The organism is Streptomyces sp. NPDC007872 (genome assembly GCF_042868165.1).
In the GTDB taxonomy this organism is placed as follows: Bacteria; Actinomycetota; Actinomycetes; order Streptomycetales; family Streptomycetaceae; genus Streptomyces.
The window spans coordinates 483,634-506,855 of the sequence record NZ_JBIAEA010000001.1; the positions used below are offsets into that span (position 1 = coordinate 483,634).

A 23,222-nucleotide genomic window follows, 5' to 3' on the forward strand; every position below is an offset into this window, starting at 1 on the left:
TCGGTCCGGTGGGTCTCCCCGTACGGGCCGGTGGTCACGCGTCGTCGCTCCCCGTGGGCAGGGCGGTGAACAGCTCCGAGAGCGGCTGTTCCGGGTCGGTGACCGCGGCGCGCAGGAGCCCCTGGAGTTCGCCGGCGAGCCGCCGTGCCTTGGCGGCGCCGAGCAGGTCGGTGGCGTGGACGATCCCGCAGTGGACCGGGCCGTCGTCCAGCGGCTCGTAGAAGCTGAGGGTCAACCGGGCCCGGGTGGAGCCGGTCGGCACGGTGTCGAGGGAGCCGATGCCGCCCTCCAGGCGGTCCAGGTCCGCCTGTTCGTGGTGGATCACCATGACCTGCGGGCCCTCCGGGGGCAGTCCGGCCGCCCGGGCCACCTCCTCGAAGGGGACCTCCTGGCGGTCGAGGCCGCTCAGGGTGGTCTCCCGCACCCGGGAGAGCAGTTCGGCGAAGGTGGGGTCGCCGGCCGTGTCGGTGCGCAGCACGAGCGTGTTGAAGAAGCAGCCCACCAGGTCCGCGAGCCGGTCGTCCGCGCGGCCCGCGACCATCGTGCCGAGCGGCAGGTCCGTGCCCGCGCCGTGGGCGGTGAGCAGGGCGGCCAGGGCGGAGTGCAGGACCATGAACATGCTGGTGCCGGTCGTGCGGGCCAGTTCGTCGACGGCCGCGTGCAGCTTCTCGTCCAGGACGAAGCCGACGTGGCCCGCGCCGGGCGCGGACGCGTGCGGGGCGTCGGCCGGGGAGGCCGGGAGGGCCAGTTCGGCCGGCGCGTCCTTCAGGACCTGCCGCCAGTACGCGAGCTGGCGGGCCGCCCTGCTCTCCGGGTCGTCCGGGTCGCCGAGGACCTCGCGGGCCCAGCGGGCGTAGTCCCCGTACGCGACGGGCAGCGGCTCCGGGTCGGGCGTCCGGCCCTCCCTACGGGCCGTGTACGCGGACGTCAGGTCGCGGAAGAGGGGGACGACCGACCATTCGTCGACGGCCAGGTAGTGGAGGGCGAGGAGCAGCGCCTGCCGTCCGTCGGGGCCGGTCAGGAGGTGGGCCCGCAGCGGGGCCTCGCGGTCCGGCGCGGGGGCTCCCGCGGCCAGTTCGCGCAGCCGGGCCTCCGGGTCGGCGCTCTCCTCCCGTACGAGGACCGGCGGTGCGGCCTCGGTGAGGTGCAGGACGCCGTCGCGTTCGGCGAAGGCCGTGCGCAGCGGCTCGTGGCGGGCCGCCACGTCGGCGAGCGCGGCCGCCAGTGCGTCCGCGTCCAGACCCCCGGGCGAGCGGAGGACCAGGGCGTGGTCGAAGGCGGGGGCGCGGCGGTGCGCGTCCCACTGGAGGCGCTGGACGGGCGCGGCGAGCCGGGGCCCGGCGTGCTCCCCGTCGTGCTCCCCGGCGGGCAGGAGCGCCGGGCGGGCCGCGGCGGCCCCCTTCAGCTTGGCCTCCAGGCCGGCGACCGTCAGGGCGTCGAAGACGTCGCGGATGCTCAGCTCGACGCCGAACTCGGCGCGGATGCGGCCCAGGAGCCGCATCGAGGCCATGGAGTGGCCGCCGAGCGCGAAGAAGTTGTCGTGGACGCCGACCCGGTCGAGGCGGAGCACCTCGCGGAAGAGGGCGGCGAGCCTCTCCTGCGTCGCGTTCGCCGGGCGGGTGTCGCCGGTCATGGCGACCCAGTCCGGCGCGGGCAGCGCCTTCCGGTCGAGCTTGCCGTTGGGCGTGAGGGGCAGCGGGCCGTCGAGCGGGACGACGAGCGCCGGGACCATGTACTCCGGCAGGGCGCCGGCCACGTGGGCGCGCAGCTCCTGCGGGTCGGGCTCCCCCTCCCCCGCCTCCGGCACGGCGTAGCCGACCAGGCGCACGATGTCGCCGTCGCGGTCGGGCACTACGGCGGCCTGGGCCACCGACGGGTGGGAGGTGAGGGCCGCCTCGATCTCGCCGAGTTCGATGCGGAAGCCCCGTACCTTCACCTGGGTGTCGACGCGGCCGAGGAAGTCGACGTTGCCGTCGGCGCGCCAGCGGGCGCGGTCGCCGGTGCGGTACATGCGGCTGCCGGGCGGGCCGTACGGGTCGGCCACGAACCGCTCCGAGGTCAGCCCCGGCTTGCCGAGGTAGCCGCGCGCGAGGCCGCGTCCGGAGACGTACAGCTCGCCCGCGACGCCGGGCGGGACCGGCCTGAGGTGCTCGTCGAGGACGTAGCAGCGGGTGTTGGGGTCGGGCCGGCCGATGGGGACCCGGCCGGACGGGCGGCCCGGGTGCTCGCGGGCGGGCCACAGGGTGGAGTTGACGGTCGCCTCGGTGAGCCCGTACGCGCAGATCAGGTGGGCGGTGGTGCCGAAGCGCTCGAAGAGGTCCGGCGGCACGGTCTCGGTGCCGACGAGGACGGTCGATCCCTCGGGGAGCGCGCAGCCGGGCGGCAGGGCGGAGACGAGGGACGGCGGCAGGATCATGTGGGTGATCCGCTGGGCGGCGAGGAAGTCGGTGAGGGCGGGGCCGGCGACCCGGGCCTCGTCGGTGATCAGGACGAGCCGGCCGCCGTGGCAGAGGGCCATGGCCAGTTCGAAGACGAAGACGTCGAAGCCGACGGAGGCGAACTGCAGGACGCGGCTGTCGCGTTCCAGGCCCATCCGGTCGACGGCGGTGGCGACCAGGCTGGCGATCCCCTCGTGGGGGACGACGACGCCCTTGGGGCGGCCGGTGGAGCCGGAGGTGTAGATGACGTACGCGGCCGTGTCCAGGACGGCGGGGCCGCTGCCGAGGGGGGCGTCCGGCAGGTCGCGCAGGGCGGCGGCGGTCTCCGGGTCGTCGAGCAGCAGCACGGGGACGCCCGGCACGGCGGGGATCTTGCCCGCGACCGGTTCGGTGCCGACGACCAGGGCCGCCCGGGAGTCCTCGATCATGTATGCGAGGCGGTCGGCCGGGTGGACCAGGTCGAGCGGCAGGAACGCGGCGCCCAGCTTCATGGCGGCGAGGACCGTGGCGACCGTGTCGGCCGAGCGGGGCACGGCCACGCCGACGACGCTCTCGGCCCCGACGCCCCGGGCGGCCAGGAGGGCGGCGACGCGGTCGGCGCGGGCGTCGAGCTCGGCGTACGTGACGGAGCGGGAGCGCTCCACGACGGCGACCGCGTCGGGGCGCTCGGCGCGCCGGCGGGCGAAGAGGGCGGGGAAGGTCTCCTCGTCGACTTCGCGGGCCGTGGCGTTGAACTCCTCCAGGACGAGGTGCCGTTCGGCGTCGTCGAGGAGTTCGGCCCGGGAGACGGGCCGGTCGGGTGCGGCGGCCAGGGCCGCGACGAGGGTGCGGAGGCGTTCCCCGATCCGCTCGGCGGTCTCCCGGTCGAAGAGCTCCGTGGCGAACTCCAGGCGGCAGCCGAGCGAGCCGGGGCCGCCGTCGGCCGGGGTGTGCTCGGTGAAGGAGAAGACCAGGTCGAACTTGGCCGAGCGGATGCGGAAGGGGAGGTACGCGGCGCTCAGGCCGGGCAGGTCGAGGGCGTCGCCGGTGCGGGCGTGGTGGCCGACCATCACCTGGAAGAGGGGATTGCGGGAGAGGGACCGGGTGGGGTTGAGCTTCTCCACCACGGCCTCGAAGGGCACGTCGGCGTGGGAGAACGCGGCGAGGTCGGTCTCCCTGACGCGGGCGAGGAGTTCGGTGAAGCTCGGGTCGCCGCTCAGGTCGGTGCGGAGGACCAGGGTGTTGACGAAGAAGCCCACGAGGTCGTCGAGGGCCTCGTCGCCCCGGCCCGCGATGGGCGCGCCGAGCGGGATGTCCGTGCCGGCGCCCAGGCGGTGCAGGAGGGCGGCCACGGCGGCGTGCACCACCATGAACATGCTGGTGCCGGTCGTCCGGGCGAGCCGCCGCAGTCCCTCGTGGACCTCGGGGTCGAAGGCGACGTCGAGTTCGGCGCCGGTGAAGGCGGGGCGGGCCGGGCGCGGCCGGTCCGTGGGCAGCTCCAGCTCCTCGGGGGCGCCGTCCAGGGCCGTGCGCCAGTGCTCCAGTTGCCGGGCGGCCCGGCTGTCCGGGTCGGCGGGGTCGCCGAGGAGGCGCCGCTGCCACAGGGCGTAGTCGGCGTACTGGACGGGCAGCGGCTCCCACTCCGGTGCCGTGCCGGCGGTCCGGGCCGCGTAGGCGGCGGCCAGGTCGCGGAGGAAGGGGCGGTCGGACCACTCGTCGGTGGTGATGTGGTGGAGGAGCAGGACCGCGGCGTGGTCCTCGGGGCCGAGCTCCACGAGCGCGGCGCGCAGCGGGAGTTCGGCGGTGAGGTCGAAGGGCCGGTTGACGGCCGTGTCGACCAGGCCGGGCAGTTCGTCCTCGGTGGCGGTGAGGCGTTCGACGGCGGGTCGCGCCTCCCCGGCGGGCAGCACCCGCTGGAACACCCGGCCGTCGCGCTCCGCGAAGACGGTGCGCAGGGCCTCGTGCCGGGCCGTGACGTCGGCCAGGGCGGCCTCCCAGGCGTCGGCGTCGAGGGGGCCGCGCAGCCGCAGGACGAGCGGGAAGTTGTAGGCGGCGGAGGCGCACTCGATCTGCTGGACGACCCAGAGGCGCTGCTGGGCGTGGGAGAGCGGCAGCTCGTCGGGGCGCTCGCCCGCGGTGAGGGCGGGCCGGGCGGGGCCCGCGGCGCGGTCGACGCGCTCGATCAGCTCGGCGACCGTGGGGGCCTCGAACAGGTCGCGGATGGCGAGTTCGGCGGCGAGCGCCGTGCGGGCGCGGCTGACGAGGCGGGTGGCGAGGAGCGAGTGCCCGCCGAGGTCGAAGAAGTCGTCGTCGATGCCGACGGCCTCCGCGGGCAGTCCGAGGGCCCCGGCGAAGAGGTCCCGGAGGGTCTCCTCGCGCGGGGTGCGCGGGGCGCGGCCGGTTCCTCCGGCGCGGGCGGGGTCGGGGGCGGGCAGGGCGCGGACGTCGAGCTTGCCGTTGACGGTCAGCGGCAGGGTGTCCACGGCGACGAGCGCGGCCGGGACCATGTAGTCGGGCAGGGCGGCCTTGAGGTGGGCGCGGAGGGCCTGCGGGTCGGGGGCGTCCTCCTCCGCTACGTAGTAGCCGACCAGGCGCTTCGTCCCGGTGCCGGTGTTGACGACGACCGCCGCGTGGGCGACGCCGGGGTGGGAGGACAGGGCCGTGGTGATCTCGCCGAGTTCGACGCGGTAGCCGCGGACCTTGACCTGGTCGTCGGTGCGGCCGAGGAAGTCGAGGAGTCCGTCGGGTCGCTGCCGCACGAGGTCGCCGGTGCGGTACATGCGCTCGCCGGGACGCCCGAAGGGGTCCGCGACGAAGCGTTCGGCGGTGAGGCCGGGGCGGTCGTGGTAGCCGCGGGCCAGGCCGGTGCCCGCGATGTACAGCTCGCCGGGGCAGCCCGGCGGGACCGGGCGCAGCATGGGGTCGAGGACGTGGGCGCGGGTGTTGCGGATGGGCCGCCCGACCGTGGGGGTCGCGCTGTCGGCCGTCGAGCCGCCGAGGGTGTTGATGGTGTACTCGGTCGGCCCGTACAGGTTGTAGCCGTAGCAGCCGTCGGTGTCCCGCAGCCGGTTCCACACCGTGTCGGAGACGGCCTCGCCGCCGAGCAGGACCAGGGCGGGCCGGTGCCGGTGCTTCCCGGCCGCCTCGTCGTGGTCCCCGTCGTGGTCCTCGTCGTGGTCCCCGTCGTGGTCCCCGTCGCCGTCCTCGTCGCGGTCGAGCAGGCCCTCCTCGACGAGGAGCTGGGCGTAGGTGGGGGTGACGTTGACGACGTCGATCCGGTGCCGGTCGCAGTAGGCGACCAGGGCCTCGGCGTCGCGGCGCAGCTCCTCGTCGCAGACGTGGACCTCGTGGCCCTCGACGAGCCAGAGCAGCTCCTCCCAGGACATGTCGAAGGCGAAGGAGACGGTGTGCGCGATGCGCAGGCGCCGTCCGCCGGCCGCGGCGACGGCCGGGGCGAAGACCTCCTCCTGGTGGTTGAGCTGCATGTTCGTCAGGCCCCGGTAGGGGGTGACGACGCCCTTGGGACGGCCGGTGGAGCCGGAGGTGTAGATGACGTACGCCGGGTGCTCCAGCCGGTCCGGTACGTCGTGGGCGAACGCGGGCCGTTCGGCGTCCGCGAGCGGGCCGCCGTCCAGGGCGTCGAGTTCGGCGGCCACGGCCGGGTCGTCCAGGAGGAGTCCGGGCGCGTCCGCGCCCAGGGCGGCGGCGACGGCCGTGGTGGAGACCAGGCAGAGCGGGCCGGTGTCCTCGACCATGAGGCGCAGCCGGTCGGCCGGGTGGTCGAGGTCGAGCGGCAGGTAGGCGGCGCCGGTGCGCAGGACGGCGAAGAGGGCGGCGACCATGTCGAGGGAGCGGGGCAGCGCGAGCGCCACGACCTTCTCGGGTTCCGCGCCCCGGGCGAGCAGCAGCCGGGCGATCCGGTTGACGCGCGCGTCGAGTTCGGCGTACGTGAGGGAGCGCTCGCCGAAGACCAGGGCGGTGTCGTCGGGGGTGCGGGCGACCTGGGCCGCGAGCAGGTCGGCGACGGTCTCGTCCGGCACGGGCTCGCGTCCGGCGGCGGCCCCGGCCGCCAGGGCGGCGCGTTCGGCCGGGAGCAGCAGGTCGACGGCGGCGGTGCGGACGGTGGCGGCGTCCGGTCCGGCGAGGAGGTCCGCGAGCCGTTCCAGGACGGCCGTGAACCGGTCGAGGACCGTGGTGGCGGCCTCGGCGTCGAACAGGTCGGGGCGGGCCGCCAGGGTGACCCGCAGCCTGGCCCCGGGGGTGACGATCAGGGTCAGCGGGAAGTGGGTGCCGTCGACGCTGGAGACGCCGGTGATGCCGTGCCGCCGCCGGAGCGCGGCGGCCCGGTCCTCTCCGTCGGCGGAGCGGAGCACGAAGAGGGTGTCGAAGAGGCGGCGGTGGCCGGTCTCCCGCTGGAGGGTGCCGAGGCCGACGTACTCGTACGGCATGACGGCGGCCCGCTCGGTCTGGAGGCGGCGCAGCAGGTCGAGCAGCGGTTCGCCGGGGGCGAAGGCGGTGCGGGCCGGGACGGTGTTGAGGAACATGCCGATGATGCCGGCGGCGTTCGGCAGGTCGGCGGGGCGGCCGGCGACCGCCGTGCCGAAGGCGACGTCGGGGCGGCCGGTGACGGCGGAGAGGACCAGGCCCCAGGCGGCGTTGAGGACCGTGTTGGGGGTGAGGCCGTGGCGGCGGGCGGCGGCGCGCAGCCGGTCGCTGCCCTCCTGCGTGAGGACGGCGTCGAAGTCGGCCGGGATGACCGGGCCCGCGTCGCGGCCGGTCGGGGCGACCAGGGTCGGTTCGTCGAAGCCGGCGAGGGCGCCGCGCCAGGCGTCGACGGCCTCGGCGGTGTCCTGCCCGGCCAGCCAGGCGAGGTAGTCGCGGTACGAGCCGGGGGCGGGCAGGCCGGTGGGGTCGCCGCCCTTCTCGTACAGCGTGAACAGCTCCTCCAGGAACAGCCAGGCGGACCAGCCGTCCCACAGGATGAGGTGGTGGGTGACGACGAGCCGGTCGCGTCCGCCGGGGAGGCGGATCAGGCGCAGGCGGCACAGCGGCGGGGCCGACAGGTCGAAGCGCTGCCGGCGGTCGGCCGCGAGGAGCTCCTCCACGCGCGCGTGGCCCTCGTCGGCGGGCAGCGCGGACAGGTCGGTCTCGGTCAGCGGGATCTCGGCGCCGTCGACGACGAACTGGACGGGCCGGGGCAGGCCGTCGCTGGTGAATCCGGCGCGCAGGCCCTCGTTGCGGTCCAGGAGCGCCCGGCAGGCGGCGCGCAGCCGGTCGGCGTCGAGGCGGTGGTCGAGGTCCAGGGTCTCCTGCGACAGGTAGACGTCGAGGGCGTCCCCGGCGTCGTAGGTGGCGTGGAAGTACATGCCCTCCTGGAGCGGGGAGAGCGGCCAGACGTCGGCGACGGGCAGCCCGGCGGCCTCGGCGACGCGGGCGGTCTCCTCCTCGGTCAGGTCCGGGCCGCCGAGCGGGGCGGCCGGGGCCGGGGGCTCCTGGGGGGTGACCGCGGCGGCGGTGAGCCGGTCGAGGAGGGCCTGGAGGGCGGGGTCGACCTGCTCCTGCTGCGCGAGGACGGCCTGGAGCGCGGCGGCGGCCTGTCCGGCGTCGGTGGCGGAGACCGTGACGGCGGGGGGCTCGGTGCCCTCCCGGGGCTCGGTGTCTTCCCGGGCCGCGGGCCCGGGCCCGGTCGGCGTCGCCGCCGCCGCGAGCGCGGCGGGCGTGCGGTGCTGGAACACGTCGCGCGGGCTGATCGTCAGTCCCCTCTCACGGGCCCCGGTCGCGACGGCGATCGAGGTGAGGCTGTCGCCGCCGAGCACGAAGAAGTCGTCGTCGGCGCCGATGTCCTGGATGCCGAGGACGGCGGTGAAGACCTCGCACAGGGCGCGCTCGCGGGCGTCGCGGGGCGCGCGTCCGCCCGCCCGGGGGACGGTGGACGGCGAGGGCAGGGCGTTCTGGTCGAGCTTGCCGCTGGGCGTCAGGGGCAGCGCGTCGAGGACGACGACGGCGCTCGGCACCAGCGGGGCGGGCAGGGCACCGGCGAGCGCGTCGCACAGGGCGTCGGCGTCCGGCGCGGGCGCGCCGGGGGCCGGGACCGCGTAGCCGACGAGGGCGCCGTCGCGGACGACCACGGCGGCGCGGGCCACGCCGGGCAGGCCGGCGAGGGCGGTCTCGATCTCGCCGGGTTCGACGCGGTTGCCGCGGATCTTGACCTGCCGGTCGGTGCGGCCGAGGTACTCGACGGCGCCGTCGGCCCGGCGGCGGACGAGGTCGCCGGTGCGGTACATGCGGGTGCCGGGCGCCCCGAAGGGGTCGGCGACGAACCGTTCGGCGGTCAGGGCGTGCCGGCCGTGGTAGCCGCGCGCCAACTGGACCCCGGCGAGGTACAGCTCGCCGGGCACGCCGTCCGGGACGGGCCGCAGGAAGGGGTCGAGCACGTGCAGGCGCGTGTTCCAGACGGGCCGGCCGATGGGGACGGCGGGCCCGTCGCCGCCCTCGTACGGGAAGTGGGTGACGTCGACGGCGGCCTCGGTGGGCCCGTACAGGTTGTGCAGCGGTACGGGTCCCCGGCCGGGCCGGGAGGTGAGCTCCGCCCAGCGGCGGGCGTCGGGGCCGGTGAGCGCCTCGCCGCTGCAGAACACCCGGCGCAGGGTCGCCGCCCAGTCGGGGCCGCCGGGGGCGGCCGCCAGGGCCTGGACGAAGGCGGCCAGCATCGAGGGGACGAAGTGCAGGGTGGTGATCCGCTCGGCGCGGATCAGCTCGGCCAGGTAGCCGGGGTCGCGGTGGCCGTCGGGGCGGGCGAGGACGACGGTGGCGCCCGTGGTGGGGGCCCAGAAGAACTCCCACACGGACACGTCGAAGCTCGCCGGGGTCTTCTGGAGGACCCGGTCGCCGGCGGTGAGCCCGTACTCCCCCTGCATCCAGGCGAGGCGGTTGACGATCGCCCGGTGGGTGACGGCGACGCCCTTGGGGCGGCCGGTGGAGCCGGAGGTGTAGATCAGGTACGCGGGGTGGTCGGGGCCCGCCTCCGCGCGGGGCGCTTCCGTGCGGGGCGCGTCGGGGACCTCTTCCTCGCGGTCCACGAGGACGGTGTCGAGGCCCGGGGCGCCGGGCAGCCGGCCGGCGTCCCCGGCGGTGGTGACGACCGTGCGCGCGCCGGAGTCGGCGAGCATGAACGCGACCCGGTCGGCGGGGTAGTCGAGGTCGACGGGCAGGTGGGCGGCGCCCGTCTTGTGGACGCCGAGGAGGGCGACCATCAGCTCCGCCGAGCGGGGCACCGCGACGGCGACGAACTCCTCGGGGCCCGCGCCCCGGGCCCGCAGGCGCCGGGCGAGGGCCTCGGCGCGCCGGTCGAGTTCGGCGTACGTGAGGGTGGTGCCCTCGTCCACCACGGCGGGTGCGTCGGGGGTCCGGGCGGCCTGTGCGGCGAAGAGCGAGGCGAGGGTGGCGTCGGGGTCGGGGAGCGGGTGGTCGGTGGCGTTGAGTGCGGCGATCCGCTCCGCCTCCCGCTCGGAGAGGAGTCCGATCCGGGCGGTCGGGCGGCCGGGGTCGGTGACGAAGGTGCGCAGCAGCGCCTCGAAGCGGTGCGCGAGGACGGCGACGGTCAGCCGGTCGACGCGGTCCGGGTCGTGGGTGAAGCGGAGGGACAGGTGTCCGTCGCGGGGCTCGGCGACGAGCGCGAGCGGGTAGTGGACGGCGTCGAACACCTCGGTGCCGGTGACCAGGGGGGTGGCGGCGGGCGGTCCGGCCGGGTGGTTCTCGAACACCACGAGGGTGTCGAAGAGTTCGCCGCCGCCCGCGAGCCGCTGGATGTCGGCGAGGCCGAGGTGCTGGTGGTCGAGGAGCGCCGCGTGCTCGTCCTGGACGCGCCGGAGCAGCGCGGCGAGGGGTTCGCCGGCGTGCAGGCGGACGCGGACGGGGACGGTGTTGACGAAGAGGCCCACGGCCCCGTCCAGGCCCTCGACCTCGGTGGTGCGGCCGGAGACGGTGGTGCCGAAGACGACGTCCCGGCTGCCGGTCAGACCGCCGAGGAGCAGCGCCCAGGCGCCGTTGAGGACGGTGCTGGGGGTGAGGCCCTCACGGCGGGCGCGGGCGGTCAGCTCGGCGGTGAGGGCCTCGGGCAGGCGCACGTCGACGCGCTCGGTCCGGGTGCGCGGGGTCGGCGCGCCGTCCCCGGCGGGGGGCCCGGTGAGGAGGGGCAGCCGGGTCGGTCCCTCCAGGCCGGTCAGTGCCTCGCGCCAGGCGTCCCTGGCGGCGTCGCGGTCGCGCGCGGCCAGCCAGGCCAGGTAGGGGCGCGGGTCGGCGGGCGGGGGCAGGGTCTCCCCCGCGTGCGCGGCGGTCAGTTCGCGCAGCAGGACGGCGACGGACCAGCCGTCGGCGACGACGTGGTGCAGGGTGAGCAGGAGCCGGTGGCGGTGCCCGTCGCGGATGAGGGTGGCGCGCAGCAGCGGCGGTGCGGCGAGGTCGAAGCCACGGTCCCGGTCCTCCCGCAGGATCTCGTCCAGGGCGGTGCGGGCCGTGTCCGCCTCGTGCCACGGGAGGACGGCGCGGTCCGCGAGCCGCTGGACGACCTCGCCGCCGGGCACCTGCCGGAAGGAGGCGCGCAGCAGCGGGTGGCGGTCGAGGAGCAGTTGGAGGGCGTCGCGCAGTCGGTCCGGGTCCACGGGCTCCGCGAGGTCCAGGAGTTCCTGGACCACGTACAGGTCGTCGGCGTCCTCGTCGTACGCCGCGTGGAAGAAGAAGCCCTCCTGGAGCGGTGAGACGGGCAGGGCGTCCTCGTCGAGGGCGGCGGCCGGGAGCGGCGCGGGCCCCTCGGCGACCGGGGCTGCGTGCGCGGCGAGGGCGGCGACCGTGCGGAGCCGGAAGACGTCGCGCGGGGTGAGCGCGAGGCCGGTGGCGCGGGCGCGGTTGACGAGCTGGATCGCGACGATGCTGTCGCCGCCCAGCTCGAAGAAGCTGTCGTGGACGCCGACCGACGGCAGGCCGAGGACCTCGGCGAAGAGCGCGGCGAGGGCGGTCTCGGCGGGGGTGGCGGGCGCGTCGTCGCCGGCCAGGGCGGTCCAGCGGGGCTCGGGCAGGGCGCGGCGGTCGAGCTTGCCGTTCGGGGTGAGCGGCAGGGGGCCGTCGAGGCGGACGAGGGCGGAGGGGACCATGGGGGCGGGGAGGGTCGCGGCGATCCGGGCGCGCGCCTCGGTGACGGCGGCGTCGGCCGCCCCGGCGTCCGTGCCGGCCGCGGCCACGAGGTAGCCGACGAGGCGCTTGACGCCCCGGTGGTCGTCGCGGACGAGGACGGCGGCCTGGGCGATGCCGGGGCAGGCCATGAAGGCGCTCTCGACCTCGCCGGGTTCGACGCGGTGGCCGCGGATCTTGATCTGGCCGTCGGCGCGGCCGAGGAATTCGAGGTTGCCGTCGGCGCTCCAGCGGACCCGGTCGCCGGTGCGGTACATGCGGGCGCCGGGCTCGTCGGCGTACGGGTCGGCGACGAAGCGCTCCGCGGTGAGCCCCGGGCGGCCCAGGTAGCCGCGGGCGAGGCCGCGCCCGCCGACGTACAGCTCGCCCTCGGCGCCGACGGGGACGGGCCGCAGGGCCGAGTCGAGGACGTAGGCGCGGGTGTTGGGGTCGGGGCGGCCGATGGGGGCGGGTCCGGGGCGGTCGGCGTCGGCGGTCCAGAGCGTGGAGTTGACGGTGGCCTCGGTGAGGCCGTAGGCGACGACGACCCGGACGCGTCCGGCCCAGCGGGCGATGAGCTCGCCGGGCACGGCCTCGGTGCCGACGACGAGGACGGAGCCGTCGGGCAGGTCGCACTCGGGCGGCAGCGCGGAGACGAGGGAGGGCGGCAGGATCATGTGGGTGGCGCGGTGGCGGGCGATGTAGTCCGTGAGGGCCGGTCCGGCGACGCGGCGCTCGGCGGGGACGAGGATCACCCGGCCGCCGACGCACAGCGACATGACGAGGTCCCAGACGGTCACGTCGAAGCCGGCGGAGGCGAACTGCACGATCCGGCTGTCGGCGGTGACGCCGATGCGGTCGGTGGCGGTGACGATCAGGCTGCCGACGCCGTCGTGGGAGACCACGACGCCCTTGGGGCGGCCGGTGGAGCCCGAGGTGTAGATGACGTACGCGGCCCCGTCGAGCGGCACGGGGACGGCGGGGTCCGTGGGGTCGAGGGCGTCGCGTGCGGCGGCCGTGGCCGGGTCGTCGAGCAGGACGCGGGCGACGCCGGGCGCGTCGGGCAGGGCGTCGGACAGCTCGCGGGTGGTGACGACCGTGCGGGCGCCGGCGTCGTCCAGCATGTAGGCGATGCGGTCCCGGGGGTGGTCGGCGTCGAGCGGCAGGTAGGCCGCGCCGGCCTTCATGACGGCGAGGAGGGCGACCACCAGGTCCGTGGAGCGGGGCAGGGCGACGGCGACGACGTCCTCGGGGCCCGCGCCCCGGGCGGCGAGGAGCCGGGCGAGGCGGTTCGCGGCGGCGTCGAGTTCGGCGTACGTCAGCTCCTCGTCCTCGCAGACGAGGGCGACGGCGTCGGGGGCGAGGCGGACCCGCTCGGCGAAGGCGGCGGGCCAGGTCGTCCCGGGGGCGGGCCGGGGTGCCGTGCCGAACTCTCCGAGCAGCAGGGCGCGTTCCTCCGGGGAGGTCAGCTCGATGTGTCCGACGGGCCGGTCGGGGTCCTCGGCGAGGGCCTCCAGGACGGCGAGGAAGTGCCGCCGGTGCTCGGCGAGGGCCCGCTCGTCGCAGACGTCGGCGTCCGCGTCGAGGTGGACCCGCAGGCGACTGCCGCCGGAGTCCCCGAAGGTGAGGGCGAGGTCGCCGACCGGGCCGAGCCAGTGCGGGACGAACTCGGCCTCGGCGCCGTCGATGCGGACGCCGGGCTGGGGCAGGACGTTGACGGTGGGGCCGACGAGTTCGCGTACGCCGTCGGTCAGGCCGAGGTCCCTGGCGAGGTCCTCGGCGCGGTAGCGGCTGTGGGCGAGGAGGTCGGAGACGCCGGTGGCGACGGCGTCCAGGAGCCGGGCGGCGGTGGTGTCGGGGCGGACGGCGAGGCGCAGCGGCAGGAGGTTGGACACCATGCCGGGGACGTCGCGGGTCGCGGGGTCCCGGCGGGCGGTGACGGGCAGGCCGAGGACGAGGTCCCGTTCGCCGGTGGCGCGGTGCAGGTGGACGGCGACGGCGGTGAGCAGGAGGCGGGAGAGCGGGACGCCCGCGTCGGCCGCGCGGGCGCGCAGCGCGGCGACGGTCGCGGGGCCGAGGAGGACGGTGTCGTGGACGCGGCGGCGCATGGGGGCGGTGGCGCGCGGGACGAGGCGGACCGGCTCGGGCCGGTCGGCCATCCGCTCCCGCCAGTAGGCGCGGTCCGCGGCGTACCGCTCGGAGGCGGTGTACGCGGTGTCGGCCGCGACGAGCCGGGTCAGGGACCAGTCGGGGGCCGGGGCGGCGTCGCCGAGCGCGTGGAGGTCGGCGGCGCGGCGGGTGATCAGGGCGGCGCCCGCGCCGTCGACGAGGAGGTGGTGGTAGCGCTGGTACCACCAGACCCGGTCGTCGGCGAGCCGGAGGAGGGCCTGGGCGAACGGCGGGCCGCCGGCCGGGTCGGCGGGGCGGTCGCGGTCGGCCTCCATCCAGCGGTGGGCGGCCTCCTCGGGGTCGGTCTCGCCGCGCAGGTCGACGCGGGCCACGTCGACGGGGAAGCGGACGGGCACCTGGCGCGGGGCGCCGTCGGCGCCGGCGTCGGTGATCCGGACGTGCAGGCTCTCCGCCTCCTCCACGGCCCGCCGGACGGCGGCCGCGAGGCGGTCGGTGTCGATGTCTCCGCGGAGTCTCAGGACGAACGCGATGTGGTAGGCCGAGCCGTCCGGCTCGATCTGCTGGGCCAGCCAGATTCCGGACTGTCCGCCCGTGAGGGGCAGTCCGGCGGCGGTCGTCCGGTCCGACTCGACGTCAAACATCGTTCGAGAGTGCCTTTCCCTGGTGGTGCGTCGGTGAGGTGGAGCGGGGCGGCCCGTTCGCACTCCGCCCGCCCGTCGGCCGGGGGACGGGCCGGCGACGGACGGGCGGAGGGGCGAGCGGCGGCCGTCGGTTACTTGACGGCCGTCAGGAGCGGCTCGATCTCGTCGATCGCGTAGGGGATCGAGAGGACCGTGTTGAAGGAGAAGGCGGCGCCGATGTCCGGGTCCTGGTAGGGCACGAACAGGTCGCGCTTCTCCTGGTTGACCTTCAGCTTCTTGTAGAGCGGCTCGGCCTTGATGCGGTCGTTGGCCTCGGTGCTGGAGGTGACCCAGACGAGGCGGTCGGCGTCGAGCACGTTCAGCTTCTCGGCGCTGAGCTCGGCCACGTTCCAGCCCGGCTTGGCGAGGGCGTCGATCTCGGGCTTGAGCGTGAAGCCGAGCTCGGAGAAGAAGATCGCCTTGGGGTCGGTCCTGGTGAAGGCCGAGTACGTGCCGGCCTCGAAGCTGTCGGCCACGGTCAGGGTCTTGCCGGCCCACTCGGGGTGCTTGTCCCGGACGGCCTTGAAGCGGGCGCCGACGTCGGTGATCAGCTTCTCGGTCTCGGGGCCCTTGCCGAGGGCCTTGCCGATCTGACGGGTCATGACCTGCCAGGGGGCGCCGTAGTCGGGGTGCTCCTTGGGCTGGGCGACGACCTTGGCGATCTTGGAGAGGGTGTCGTACTGCTCCTTCTTCATGCCCGAGTACTGGGCGACGATCAGGTCCGGCTGGAGCGCCGCGATCTTCTCGATGTTGTACTCGTCGCGCTCACCGACGATCTGCGGCGGGGTCGAGCCCCACTTGTCCTTGGTCCACGGCCACTTGCCGTACGGCTTCTCCTTGAACCAGTCCACCGAGCCCACCGGCTCGACCCCCAGGGCGAGCACCGCGTCCTGGTCGGAGAGGCCGAGCGTGACGACCCTCTTCGGCTCGGCGTCGATCGTCGTGCTGCCGTACTTGTGCGTGACGGTCACCGGGAAGGCTCCGGCCGACGACGTGCTCGCGCCCGGCTCGCCCGAGGGCTTGGCGCCCTCGCTCTTCTCCGTGCCGCTCCCACAGGCGGCCAGAGCGAGCGCGGCGACGGCGGCGACGGCCACGCGGGGGACGTTCCTGGCGAACCGCGCCAGGGCGGGGCGTGTACCAGTGGACACGTGTGTTCCTTTCACGGGGACTTCACGGTGCTGCCGCGCACGTCCGGCACGAGGTGCCGCCGGCGGTGCGGGGCGGTGTGGGGGGGGTGGAAGCAAGGGGGCCGTCCGGGGGTGGAGCCGAGGGGGTCGCCCGGGGCTGTGCGACCGGCCCGGCCCGAGCCCGTACGACCGGTCCGGTCCGCGCCGGAGGACGGGCGCTAGCGGCCCGTGCCGATGCCACCGGCGATCGGGCGGACCGGGTCGGCGGAGTCTTCCGGTCCCCGTTCGAGGATCGACTCCAGGATCTCGCCGACCCTGATCGCGGTGTTGGAGAGCAGCGACGACGTGATGCCGTGGGTGTGCTCGGTGCCGCCCTGGAGGTAGATGCCGCAGCGCAGTTCGGGGTCGGTGGCGACGCGGTAGTCCCGCTCGACGCGGACGCGGCCCTGCTCGTCGCGGCGGCAGCGGTCCGCGACCTCGCCGAGGAGGCCGAGGCCGTCAGCCTGCAGGTAGCCGGTGGCGAAGACCACGACGTCGGCGTCGAGGACGCTGTCCTCGCCGGTGACGAGGTTGGCGACGGTGGCGCGGACGCCGTCCGGGTGCTCCTCGACCCCGGTGAGGCGGGAGACGTTGACGAAGCGCAGCCGCTCGGTGCCGAGGACCTTCTCCTGGTACGCCTGCCGGTAGAGGTCGTCGATGAGGTCGATGTCGACCACGGAGTAGTTGGTGTTGCCGTGGTACTCCATCAGCTTGCGCTTGACGGCGTCGGGCGCCGTGTAGTAGTCGTCGACCGCCGCGGGGTCGAAGATGCGGTTGGCGAAGCCGCTGTCGTCGGCGGGGCTGTAGCCGTAGCGCGAGAAGACGGCGCAGACCTCGGCGCCCGGGAAGCGGCGGTGGAGGTAGGCGACGTTCTCGGCGGCGCTCTGGCCGGCGCCGACGACGACGAAGCGGGCGGGGTCGGCGCCCTCCAGGCCGTCGACCTTGGCGAGCAGCTCGGAGTTGTGCCAGACGCGGTCGCCGCGCTCGACGCCCTCGGGCATGAGCGGGCGCAGGCCGGTGCCGACGACGAGGTTGCGGGCCCGGTGGACCACGGTCTCGGTGCCGGAGCGGGCCGTCACGTCCAGGTACTCGATCACGCCGTCGCGGACGACGGGCTCCACGGAGACGACCTCGTGGCCGTAGGAGACCATGTCGTCGACCTTGGCCGCCGCCCACTCGAAGTAGTCGTGGAACTCGACGCGCAGCGGGAAGAGGTTCTTGTGGTTGACGAAGTCGATCAGCCGGCCCTTGCTCTGCAGGTAGCGCAGGAAGGTGTACTCGCTGCTCGGGTTGCGCAGGGTCACCAGGTCCTTGAGGAAGGAGACCTGCATGGTGGCGTCGTCGATGAGCATGCCGCGGTGCCAGCCGAAACCGGGCTGCCGCTCGAAGAAGTGGGCGGTGACCGTGTCCTCTCTTCCGACGCTCGCGTTGTGCTCGCTGAGCGCGATCGCCATGGCCACGTTGGACGGCCCGAAGCCGATTCCTATGAGGTCGTGGATCAGCGGTGCGTCGTCAGGAAGAGCCTGAGACATGTCACTCCCATCGTGCGGGACAGCCGCCTGTCAGGCGTGCTGTCAGGCGTGGGGAACGGCGGAGTCCGGACACGACGACACCACGGCGCCGCCGACCGAACTTAGGTAAAGCTAACCTGATCTCGCCGGGCTGTCGACGGGACGAATCGGACACCATCCCCCCTCCATCAGCCAACTGGCCGGTAAATTCGCCCCGTTGCATCCTTAGGTTAGCCTTGCTTTACTTGCGGGCGATCCACCGCTCTCCCGAGGAGGAACGTGCCCATGCGGGTTGTCATGTTCGGTTATCAGACCTGGGGCCATCGCACCCTGCAGGCGCTCCTGGACTCCGAGCACGACGTCGTGACGGTGGTGACCCACCCGAAGAGCGAGCACGCCTACGAGAAGATCTGGAGCGACTCCGTCGCCGATCTGGCCGAGGCGCACGGCGTTCCCGTCGTCATCCGCAACCGGCCCGACGACGAGGAGCTGTTCCGGCTCCTCAAGGAGGCCGACCCGGACATCATCGTCGCCAACAACTGGCGCACCTGGATCCCGCCGCGCGTCTACACGCTGCCCCGGCACGGCACGCTGAACGTCCATGACTCGCTGCTGCCCAAGTACGCCGGGTTCTCGCCCCTGATCTGGGCGCTCATCAACGGCGAGACCGAAGTCGGCGTCACCGCGCACCTGATGGACGAGGTCCTCGACGCCGGCGACATCGTTCTCCAGCGGGCGGTCGCGGTCGGGCCGGAGGACACCGCCACCGACCTCTTCCACAAGACCGTCGACCTCATCGCCCCGGTCACCGTCGGCGCGCTCGACCTGATCGCCTCGGGACACACGGAGTTCACCCCGCAGGACCGGTCCCAGGCCACCTTCTTCCACAAGCGGGCCGAGGAGGACGTCCGGATCGACTGGACCTGGCCCGCCGAGGTCCTGGAGCGCCTGGTGCGCGCCCAGTCCGCGCCGTACCCCAGCGCCTTCACCTTCCACCGGGGCGAGCGCCTCGAAGTCGTCTCCGCCGTCGTCTCCGAGGGCCGCTACGGCGGCACTCCCGGGCGGATCTTCTACCGGGAGGGCGAGGGCGTGGTGATCGTCGCCGGCGCCGACGCCCGCACCGGCCGCAACCACGGCCTCGCGATCACCCGCGTCCGGACCGAGGACGGCCGGGAACTGCCCGCCACGGAGTACTTCACCTCCATGGGCGGCTATCTGACCGCCCGTCCCTGACGGCGGGTCACCGAGAACACCGGTCCGCCCCGGACGGTCCCGGGGCGGGCCGGCACATGGGGGCGACATTGGGTTAGTCAAACCCAACCCCCTTGGCCCATAAGGCGGTTCGGCCCGCCCGCACGGCACGTGGACAGCGAGGAACAGCGATGGAGCACCCGGTCTTCTCCGGCACCGCACACGACCCGAGCGGCGCGCGGTTCGCCGTCGTCGGCATATCGAGCATGCCGACCGACTGGGCGCAGGTGCTCGGGGGCCTCGCGGGCGGCGACCTGACGCTCCTCACCGCGCCGCCCGTCCCCGTACCCCAAGCCGTCCCCGCGTCCGCCTCCGCCGGGACCGCGGACCGTCCGGCCGCCGGGCCGCCCTCCCTGAGCATGACGCCGCCCAGCGTGCTCGACCTCAACGCGTACCTGATGTACGCGCTCGGCAAGGCGGCGCGGCGCCGGCTCCAGGAGCGGCTGACCGCCCGGGGGTTGAAGCTCTGGCACCTCACCGTGCTCGCCCTCCTCTCCGACCTCGGCCCCCAGATGAAGACCGTCCTCGCCGCGCGGCTCGACATGAACGCCAGCGACCTGGTGCGGATCGTCGACGACCTCGTCAAGACGGGGTACGTGGAATGCGACCGGGACCCGGAGGACCGGCGCCGGGTCGTGGTGCGGCTGACCCCCGAGGGCGGGTCCGCCCTGGCCGAACTCGGCGCGGACGTCTCCTCGGCGGACGACGAGCTCCTCGCCCCCCTCGACGCGGAGGAGCGCCGGCTGCTCTCCTCGCTGCTGCGGCGCGTGCACGCCCGTCTGGAGGCGGGAGCGAGGACGGCCGCGCGCCCCTGACCCGGGGTGCGCGGCCGTCCGTGTCCGGCAGGGGCCTTCAGCGGCGGCTGCGGACGAGCAGGTGGAGGAAGTACGGCGTGCCGATGACGGCCGTCATCATGCCGGCGCCGAGCTGGGCCGGCGCGATCACCGTCCGGCCCACCAGGTCCGCGGTGCAGACGAGCGCCGCGCCGAGGAGCACCGCCACCGGCACCACGCGCACGTGCCGGCGGCCCACCAGGGCGCGGGCGGCGTGCGGGGCGACGAGCCCGACGAAGCCGATCGTGCCGGCGGCGGCCACGGCAGTGGCGCTGAGCAGGACGCTCAGCGCGAGGAAGCCCAGGCGCCCGCGGCCGAGGTCGAGCCCGAGGAGCCGGGGGGTGTCCTCGTCGAGCGAGACGAGGTCGAGCTCCGCGCGCCGCAGGAAGGCCACGACCAGACCCGCCGTCAGGACCACGGCGAGGGGCAGCGCGTCGGGCAGGGTCCGCCCGTAGGTGGAGCCCGAGAGCCAGGTGAGCGCCTTCGCCGCGTTGAACGGGTCGGTGAGGACGACGAGCAGGCTGATCAGGGCGGCGCTCGCGGTGGCGACGCCGAAGCCGACCAGGACGAGCCGGTTCTGCTGGAACCCGCCGCGTGCGGCGAGGCCGAAGACCAGGACGGAGCCGAGGGCGGCGCCCGCGAAGGCGGCTCCGGCCACGCCCCAGGAACCGGCGAGCGGCACCGTGGTGACGAAGAGGACGGCGCCGAGCGCGGCGCTGTGGGAGACGCCGAGGATGCCGGGCTCCGCGAGCGGGTTGCGGGTGACGGCCTGGACGAGCGTGCCGGACAGGGCGAGGGCCGCGCCCGCCAGGAGGGACGCGACGACCCGGGGCACCCGGGTGTCGAGCACGAAGGAGACGGTCCGCCCCGCCCGGCCCTGGGCCCAGTTCACGACGTCGCCCAGGAGCAGCTTGGAGTCGCCGAGCAGCACGCCGGCGACGACCACCCCGGCGACCACGACGACGAGCGCGCCGGTGGTGACGAGGAAGACGGTGCGGCTCCTGATGCGCAGCCGGTCGACCGGCGGGGCGCCCGCGGTGTCCTTGACCTTGGTGGCCAGGGCGATCAGGAAGGCGCCGCCGACGAGGCTGGTGACGACGCCGGTGGGCACGGCGACGGCGACGTCGGCGGGGACGAGGGCGCGCAGCAGCACGTCCGAGCCGAGGACGAGGGCGGCGCCGGTGAGGGCCGCGACCGGCAGGCCCGTACGGGAGCGGTGGAGCCGCTGGGCCCGGCGCGCGAGGCCGCGGACGAGCGCGGGGGCGCACAGGCCGACGAAGCCGATCGGTCCGGCGAGCGTGACCGCGGCCGCCGAGAGGAGCGCGGCGAGGACGACGGCCGTGACCCGGGTGGAGCGGACGGGGACGCCGAGGCCGCGGGCCGCGTCGTCGCCGAGGGCCAGGGCGTCGACCCGGCGGGCGAGGAGGAGGAGTCCGGCGAGGGCGACGAGCGCGATGGGGGCCATCTGCAGGACGGCGTCGAAGCCGCTCTGCGCGATGCTGCCCTGGTTCCACGCGTAGAGCCCCTCCGTCTCCCTCGGGAAGAGGAGGAGCAGGCCCTCGGCGATGGCGGTGAGGCCGAGGGTGAGGGCGCTTCCGGCGAGGACGAGGCGGACGGTGCCCGCGCCGAGGCCGGAGAGGCCGAGGACGACGGCGGCCGCGGCCAGGCCGCCGGCGAAGGCGACTCCGGAGGTGGCGAAGAGCGGGAGCGAGACGCCGGTGACGGCGGCGATGCCGAGCGCCAGGTAGGAGCCGGCGTTGACCGCGAGGGTGTCGGGCGAGGCGATGACGTTGCGGCTGACGGCCTGGAGGGCGGAGCCGGCCATGCCGAGGACGGCGCCGACGAGCAGTCCGGCGACCGCCCTGGGCAGCCGGGAGGCGACGACGACGGACGCGTCGGCGGGGTCGGCCCGGCCGGTGAGCGCCTTCCAGACCTCGGCGCCGCCGACGGCGGCGGTGCCCTGGGTGACGTCGACGAGGGCGAGGCCCGCGACGAGGAGGACCAGTGCGGCCGTCACCGCGGCCGCGCCCCTCCGGGACGTGACCGTCGTCGGACGGGTGGAGGGTGTGGTTGCGGTGACGGCCATGGTGTTACTTCGTCAGCTCCGTGACGGCGGAGTCGACGTACCGGTTCATCGACGCGGGGCCGCCGAACATCCAGATGCCGTCGGGCAGGCGGTGGACGTTGCCCTTCTTGACGAACGGCAGGGAGGTCCAGACCTTGTCCTTGGTGAGGACGCCGGTGAAGGGGTTGCTGGTGGGGTCCTGGTCGTTGCCGATGTAGGCGAAGTGCACGTCGCCGATCGTGGTGAGGCCCTCGACGTCGGTGGCGCCGAGCCCGTAGGCCGGGTCGCCCTTGACGGTCCAGGCGTTCTTCAGGCCGAGCTTCTCGTTGACGGCGCCGATGAGCGAGCCGTCGGTGTAGGCGCGGAGGGAGACCTGGTTGGCGTTGAGGTAGCCGTCGGCGAAGGCGTACTCGGCGCCCGCGAGACCGGCGGCGGCGAGCTTCTTCTTCCCGTCCTCGATCTTGGCGTCGAAGTCCTTCTTGAGCCGGTCGGCCTTGGCGGTGGTGCCGGTGGCCCGCGCGATGAGGTCGAGGTTCTCCGTCATCCGCCCGATCGGGTCGGCCCCGTCGGCGGCCTTGAGCTCCAGGACGGGCGCGACCTTGCGCAGTTGCTTCACGGCGGCCGGCGGCAGGTCGCTGGTGGCGACGATGAGGTCGGGCGAGAGGGCGGCGACGGTCTCGACGCTCGGCTCGCCGCGGGTGCCGATGTCCTTGGCGTCGTTCTTCAGCGGGGCGGCGGTGTCCCAGGCCTTGTAGCCCTTGACGTCCGCGACGCCGACGGGGTCGATGCCGAGGGAGATCAGGCTCTCGACGACGTTCCACTCGGTGCCGACGACCTTCTCGGCCGGGCCGTCGAGGACGACCTTGGCGCCGGTGGAGTCGGTGAGGGTGATGCTCTCGGCGGTCTTCTCCGCCTTCTTGTCCGCGGCGGGCTCGGTGGTGCCGCAGGCGGTCAGGGCGAGGGCCGCGGCGGTGGCGGTGGCGGCGGTGAGGAGGAGGCGTCTCATGACGGGGTCGTGAGCCTTTCGCTTCGCGTGTGGTGCCGGCCGAGGGCACGGGTGCGCAGTCGGCCGGTCAGGGGGTCGGTGTCGACTTCGATGCGGATGCCGTACGTGTCGGTCAGCCGCTCCGCGGTCAGGACGTCCTGCGGGGAGCCGTCGGCGACGACCCGTCCGGCGTGGAGGAGCACGATCCGGTCGGCGACGGCGGCCGCCTGGTCGAGGTCGTGCAGGACGGCGCCGACGGCGATGCCGTGGTCGTCCGCCAGGTCGCGGACGAGGTCCAGGAGTTCGACCTGGTAGCGCAGGTCGAGGTAGGTGGTGGGCTCGTCGAGGAGGAGGACGCCGGTCTCCTGGGCGAGGCAGCTCGCGAGCCAGACCCGCTGGAGCTGTCCGCCGGAGAGGTGCTCGACGCCCCGGTCGGCGAACTCGGCGACGCCGGTCAGGGCGAGGGCGCGGTCCACGGCGGCACGGCCGTCCGGATCCGCCTTCCCCCAGCGCCCCCGGTAGGGGTAGCGGCCGAACTCGACCACGTCCCGTACGGTCAGGCCGCCGGGCGTGGGGCGCCCCTGGGTGAGCAGGGCGACGTGGCGCGAGAAGTCGCGGGGGGACAGCGCGAGGCCGTCGGTGGCGTCGTCGATGACGAGGGTGGCGGTCCGGGGCCTCTGGAGCCGCGAGATCGTCCGCAGGAGCGTCGACTTCCCGCTGCCGTTCGGGCCGACGAGGACGGTGACCTCGCCGGGCCGCAGGGTCAGCGCGGCGTCATGGACGACGTCGACGCCCTCGTAGGCCACGGTGACTCCCGTGGCCGCCAGTTCGTGGCCGCGGGGACGTCCGTCCGCGGATCTCTCTTCTCCAGCTCGCACAGCCGTAGGTTAGCCTAACCTAAGTGTTGGGCGAAACGGGGGGTTGCGCCCGCGGGGCAAGACGAGAATCGGCCAATCCGGCAGCGTGAGGCGCGGGGCGGGTAGGGGGTCCCGGAGAGGACCTCCCCCTTCCGGACGGAG

At 75.0% G+C, this 23,222-nt stretch carries 8 protein-coding genes; 2 read left to right on the top strand and 6 right to left on the bottom strand.

Going from position 1 to position 23,222, the window contains the following annotated elements; translation table 11 throughout:
- Window positions 1-34: 34 nt before the first annotated feature.
- The 3 genes from ACFYNX_RS02070 to ACFYNX_RS02080 all read right to left on the bottom strand — a co-directional run bounded on the left by ACFYNX_RS02070 (window position 35) and on the right by ACFYNX_RS02080 (window position 17,090).
- Window positions 35-14,353, bottom strand: coding sequence for an amino acid adenylation domain-containing protein (locus ACFYNX_RS02070; protein WP_388656653.1), 14,319 nt, complete (start codon window positions 14,351-14,353; stop codon window positions 35-37).
- 131 nt (window positions 14,354-14,484) lie between these two features.
- The gene (locus ACFYNX_RS02075; protein ID WP_388656656.1) at window positions 14,485-15,540 is read right to left on the bottom strand and encodes an iron-siderophore ABC transporter substrate-binding protein; all 1,056 of its coding nucleotides are present in this window, start codon (window positions 15,538-15,540) and stop codon (window positions 14,485-14,487) included.
- A 197-nt stretch (window positions 15,541-15,737) separates the two neighbouring features.
- Window positions 15,738-17,090: a lysine N(6)-hydroxylase/L-ornithine N(5)-oxygenase family protein gene (locus ACFYNX_RS02080; RefSeq protein WP_388656659.1), complete on the bottom strand. Its 1,353-nt coding sequence runs from the start codon at window positions 17,088-17,090 to the stop codon at window positions 15,738-15,740.
- A gap of 264 nt (window positions 17,091-17,354) precedes the next feature.
- Between ACFYNX_RS02080 and ACFYNX_RS02085 the strand changes: the two genes are divergently transcribed.
- Together ACFYNX_RS02085 and ACFYNX_RS02090 are read left to right on the top strand one after the other, a co-directional pair.
- Window positions 17,355-18,302: a methionyl-tRNA formyltransferase gene (locus ACFYNX_RS02085; RefSeq protein WP_388656662.1), complete on the top strand. Its 948-nt coding sequence runs from the start codon at window positions 17,355-17,357 to the stop codon at window positions 18,300-18,302.
- Between the two features lie 149 nt (window positions 18,303-18,451).
- Window positions 18,452-19,135, top strand: coding sequence for a MarR family winged helix-turn-helix transcriptional regulator (locus ACFYNX_RS02090; protein WP_388656665.1), 684 nt, complete (start codon window positions 18,452-18,454; stop codon window positions 19,133-19,135).
- A 37-nt stretch (window positions 19,136-19,172) separates the two neighbouring features.
- On the opposite strand, the gene ACFYNX_RS02095 is transcribed toward ACFYNX_RS02090, so the two are convergent.
- The 3 genes from ACFYNX_RS02095 to ACFYNX_RS02105 are packed head-to-tail and all read right to left on the bottom strand — an operon-like array spanning window position 19,173 to window position 23,081.
- Window positions 19,173-21,239, bottom strand: coding sequence for an iron ABC transporter permease (locus ACFYNX_RS02095; RefSeq protein ID WP_365540538.1), 2,067 nt, complete (start codon window positions 21,237-21,239; stop codon window positions 19,173-19,175).
- 4 nt (window positions 21,240-21,243) lie between these two features.
- Window positions 21,244-22,224 carry an iron-siderophore ABC transporter substrate-binding protein gene (locus ACFYNX_RS02100; protein ID WP_388656668.1) on the bottom strand — a complete coding sequence of 327 codons (981 nt, stop codon included), beginning with the start codon at window positions 22,222-22,224 and terminating at the stop codon, window positions 21,244-21,246.
- Window positions 22,221-23,081, bottom strand: coding sequence for an ABC transporter ATP-binding protein (locus ACFYNX_RS02105; protein ID WP_388656671.1), 861 nt, complete (start codon window positions 23,079-23,081; stop codon window positions 22,221-22,223). The genes ACFYNX_RS02100 and ACFYNX_RS02105 overlap by 4 nt, the downstream gene beginning before the upstream one ends.
- Window positions 23,082-23,222 lie beyond the last annotated feature (141 nt).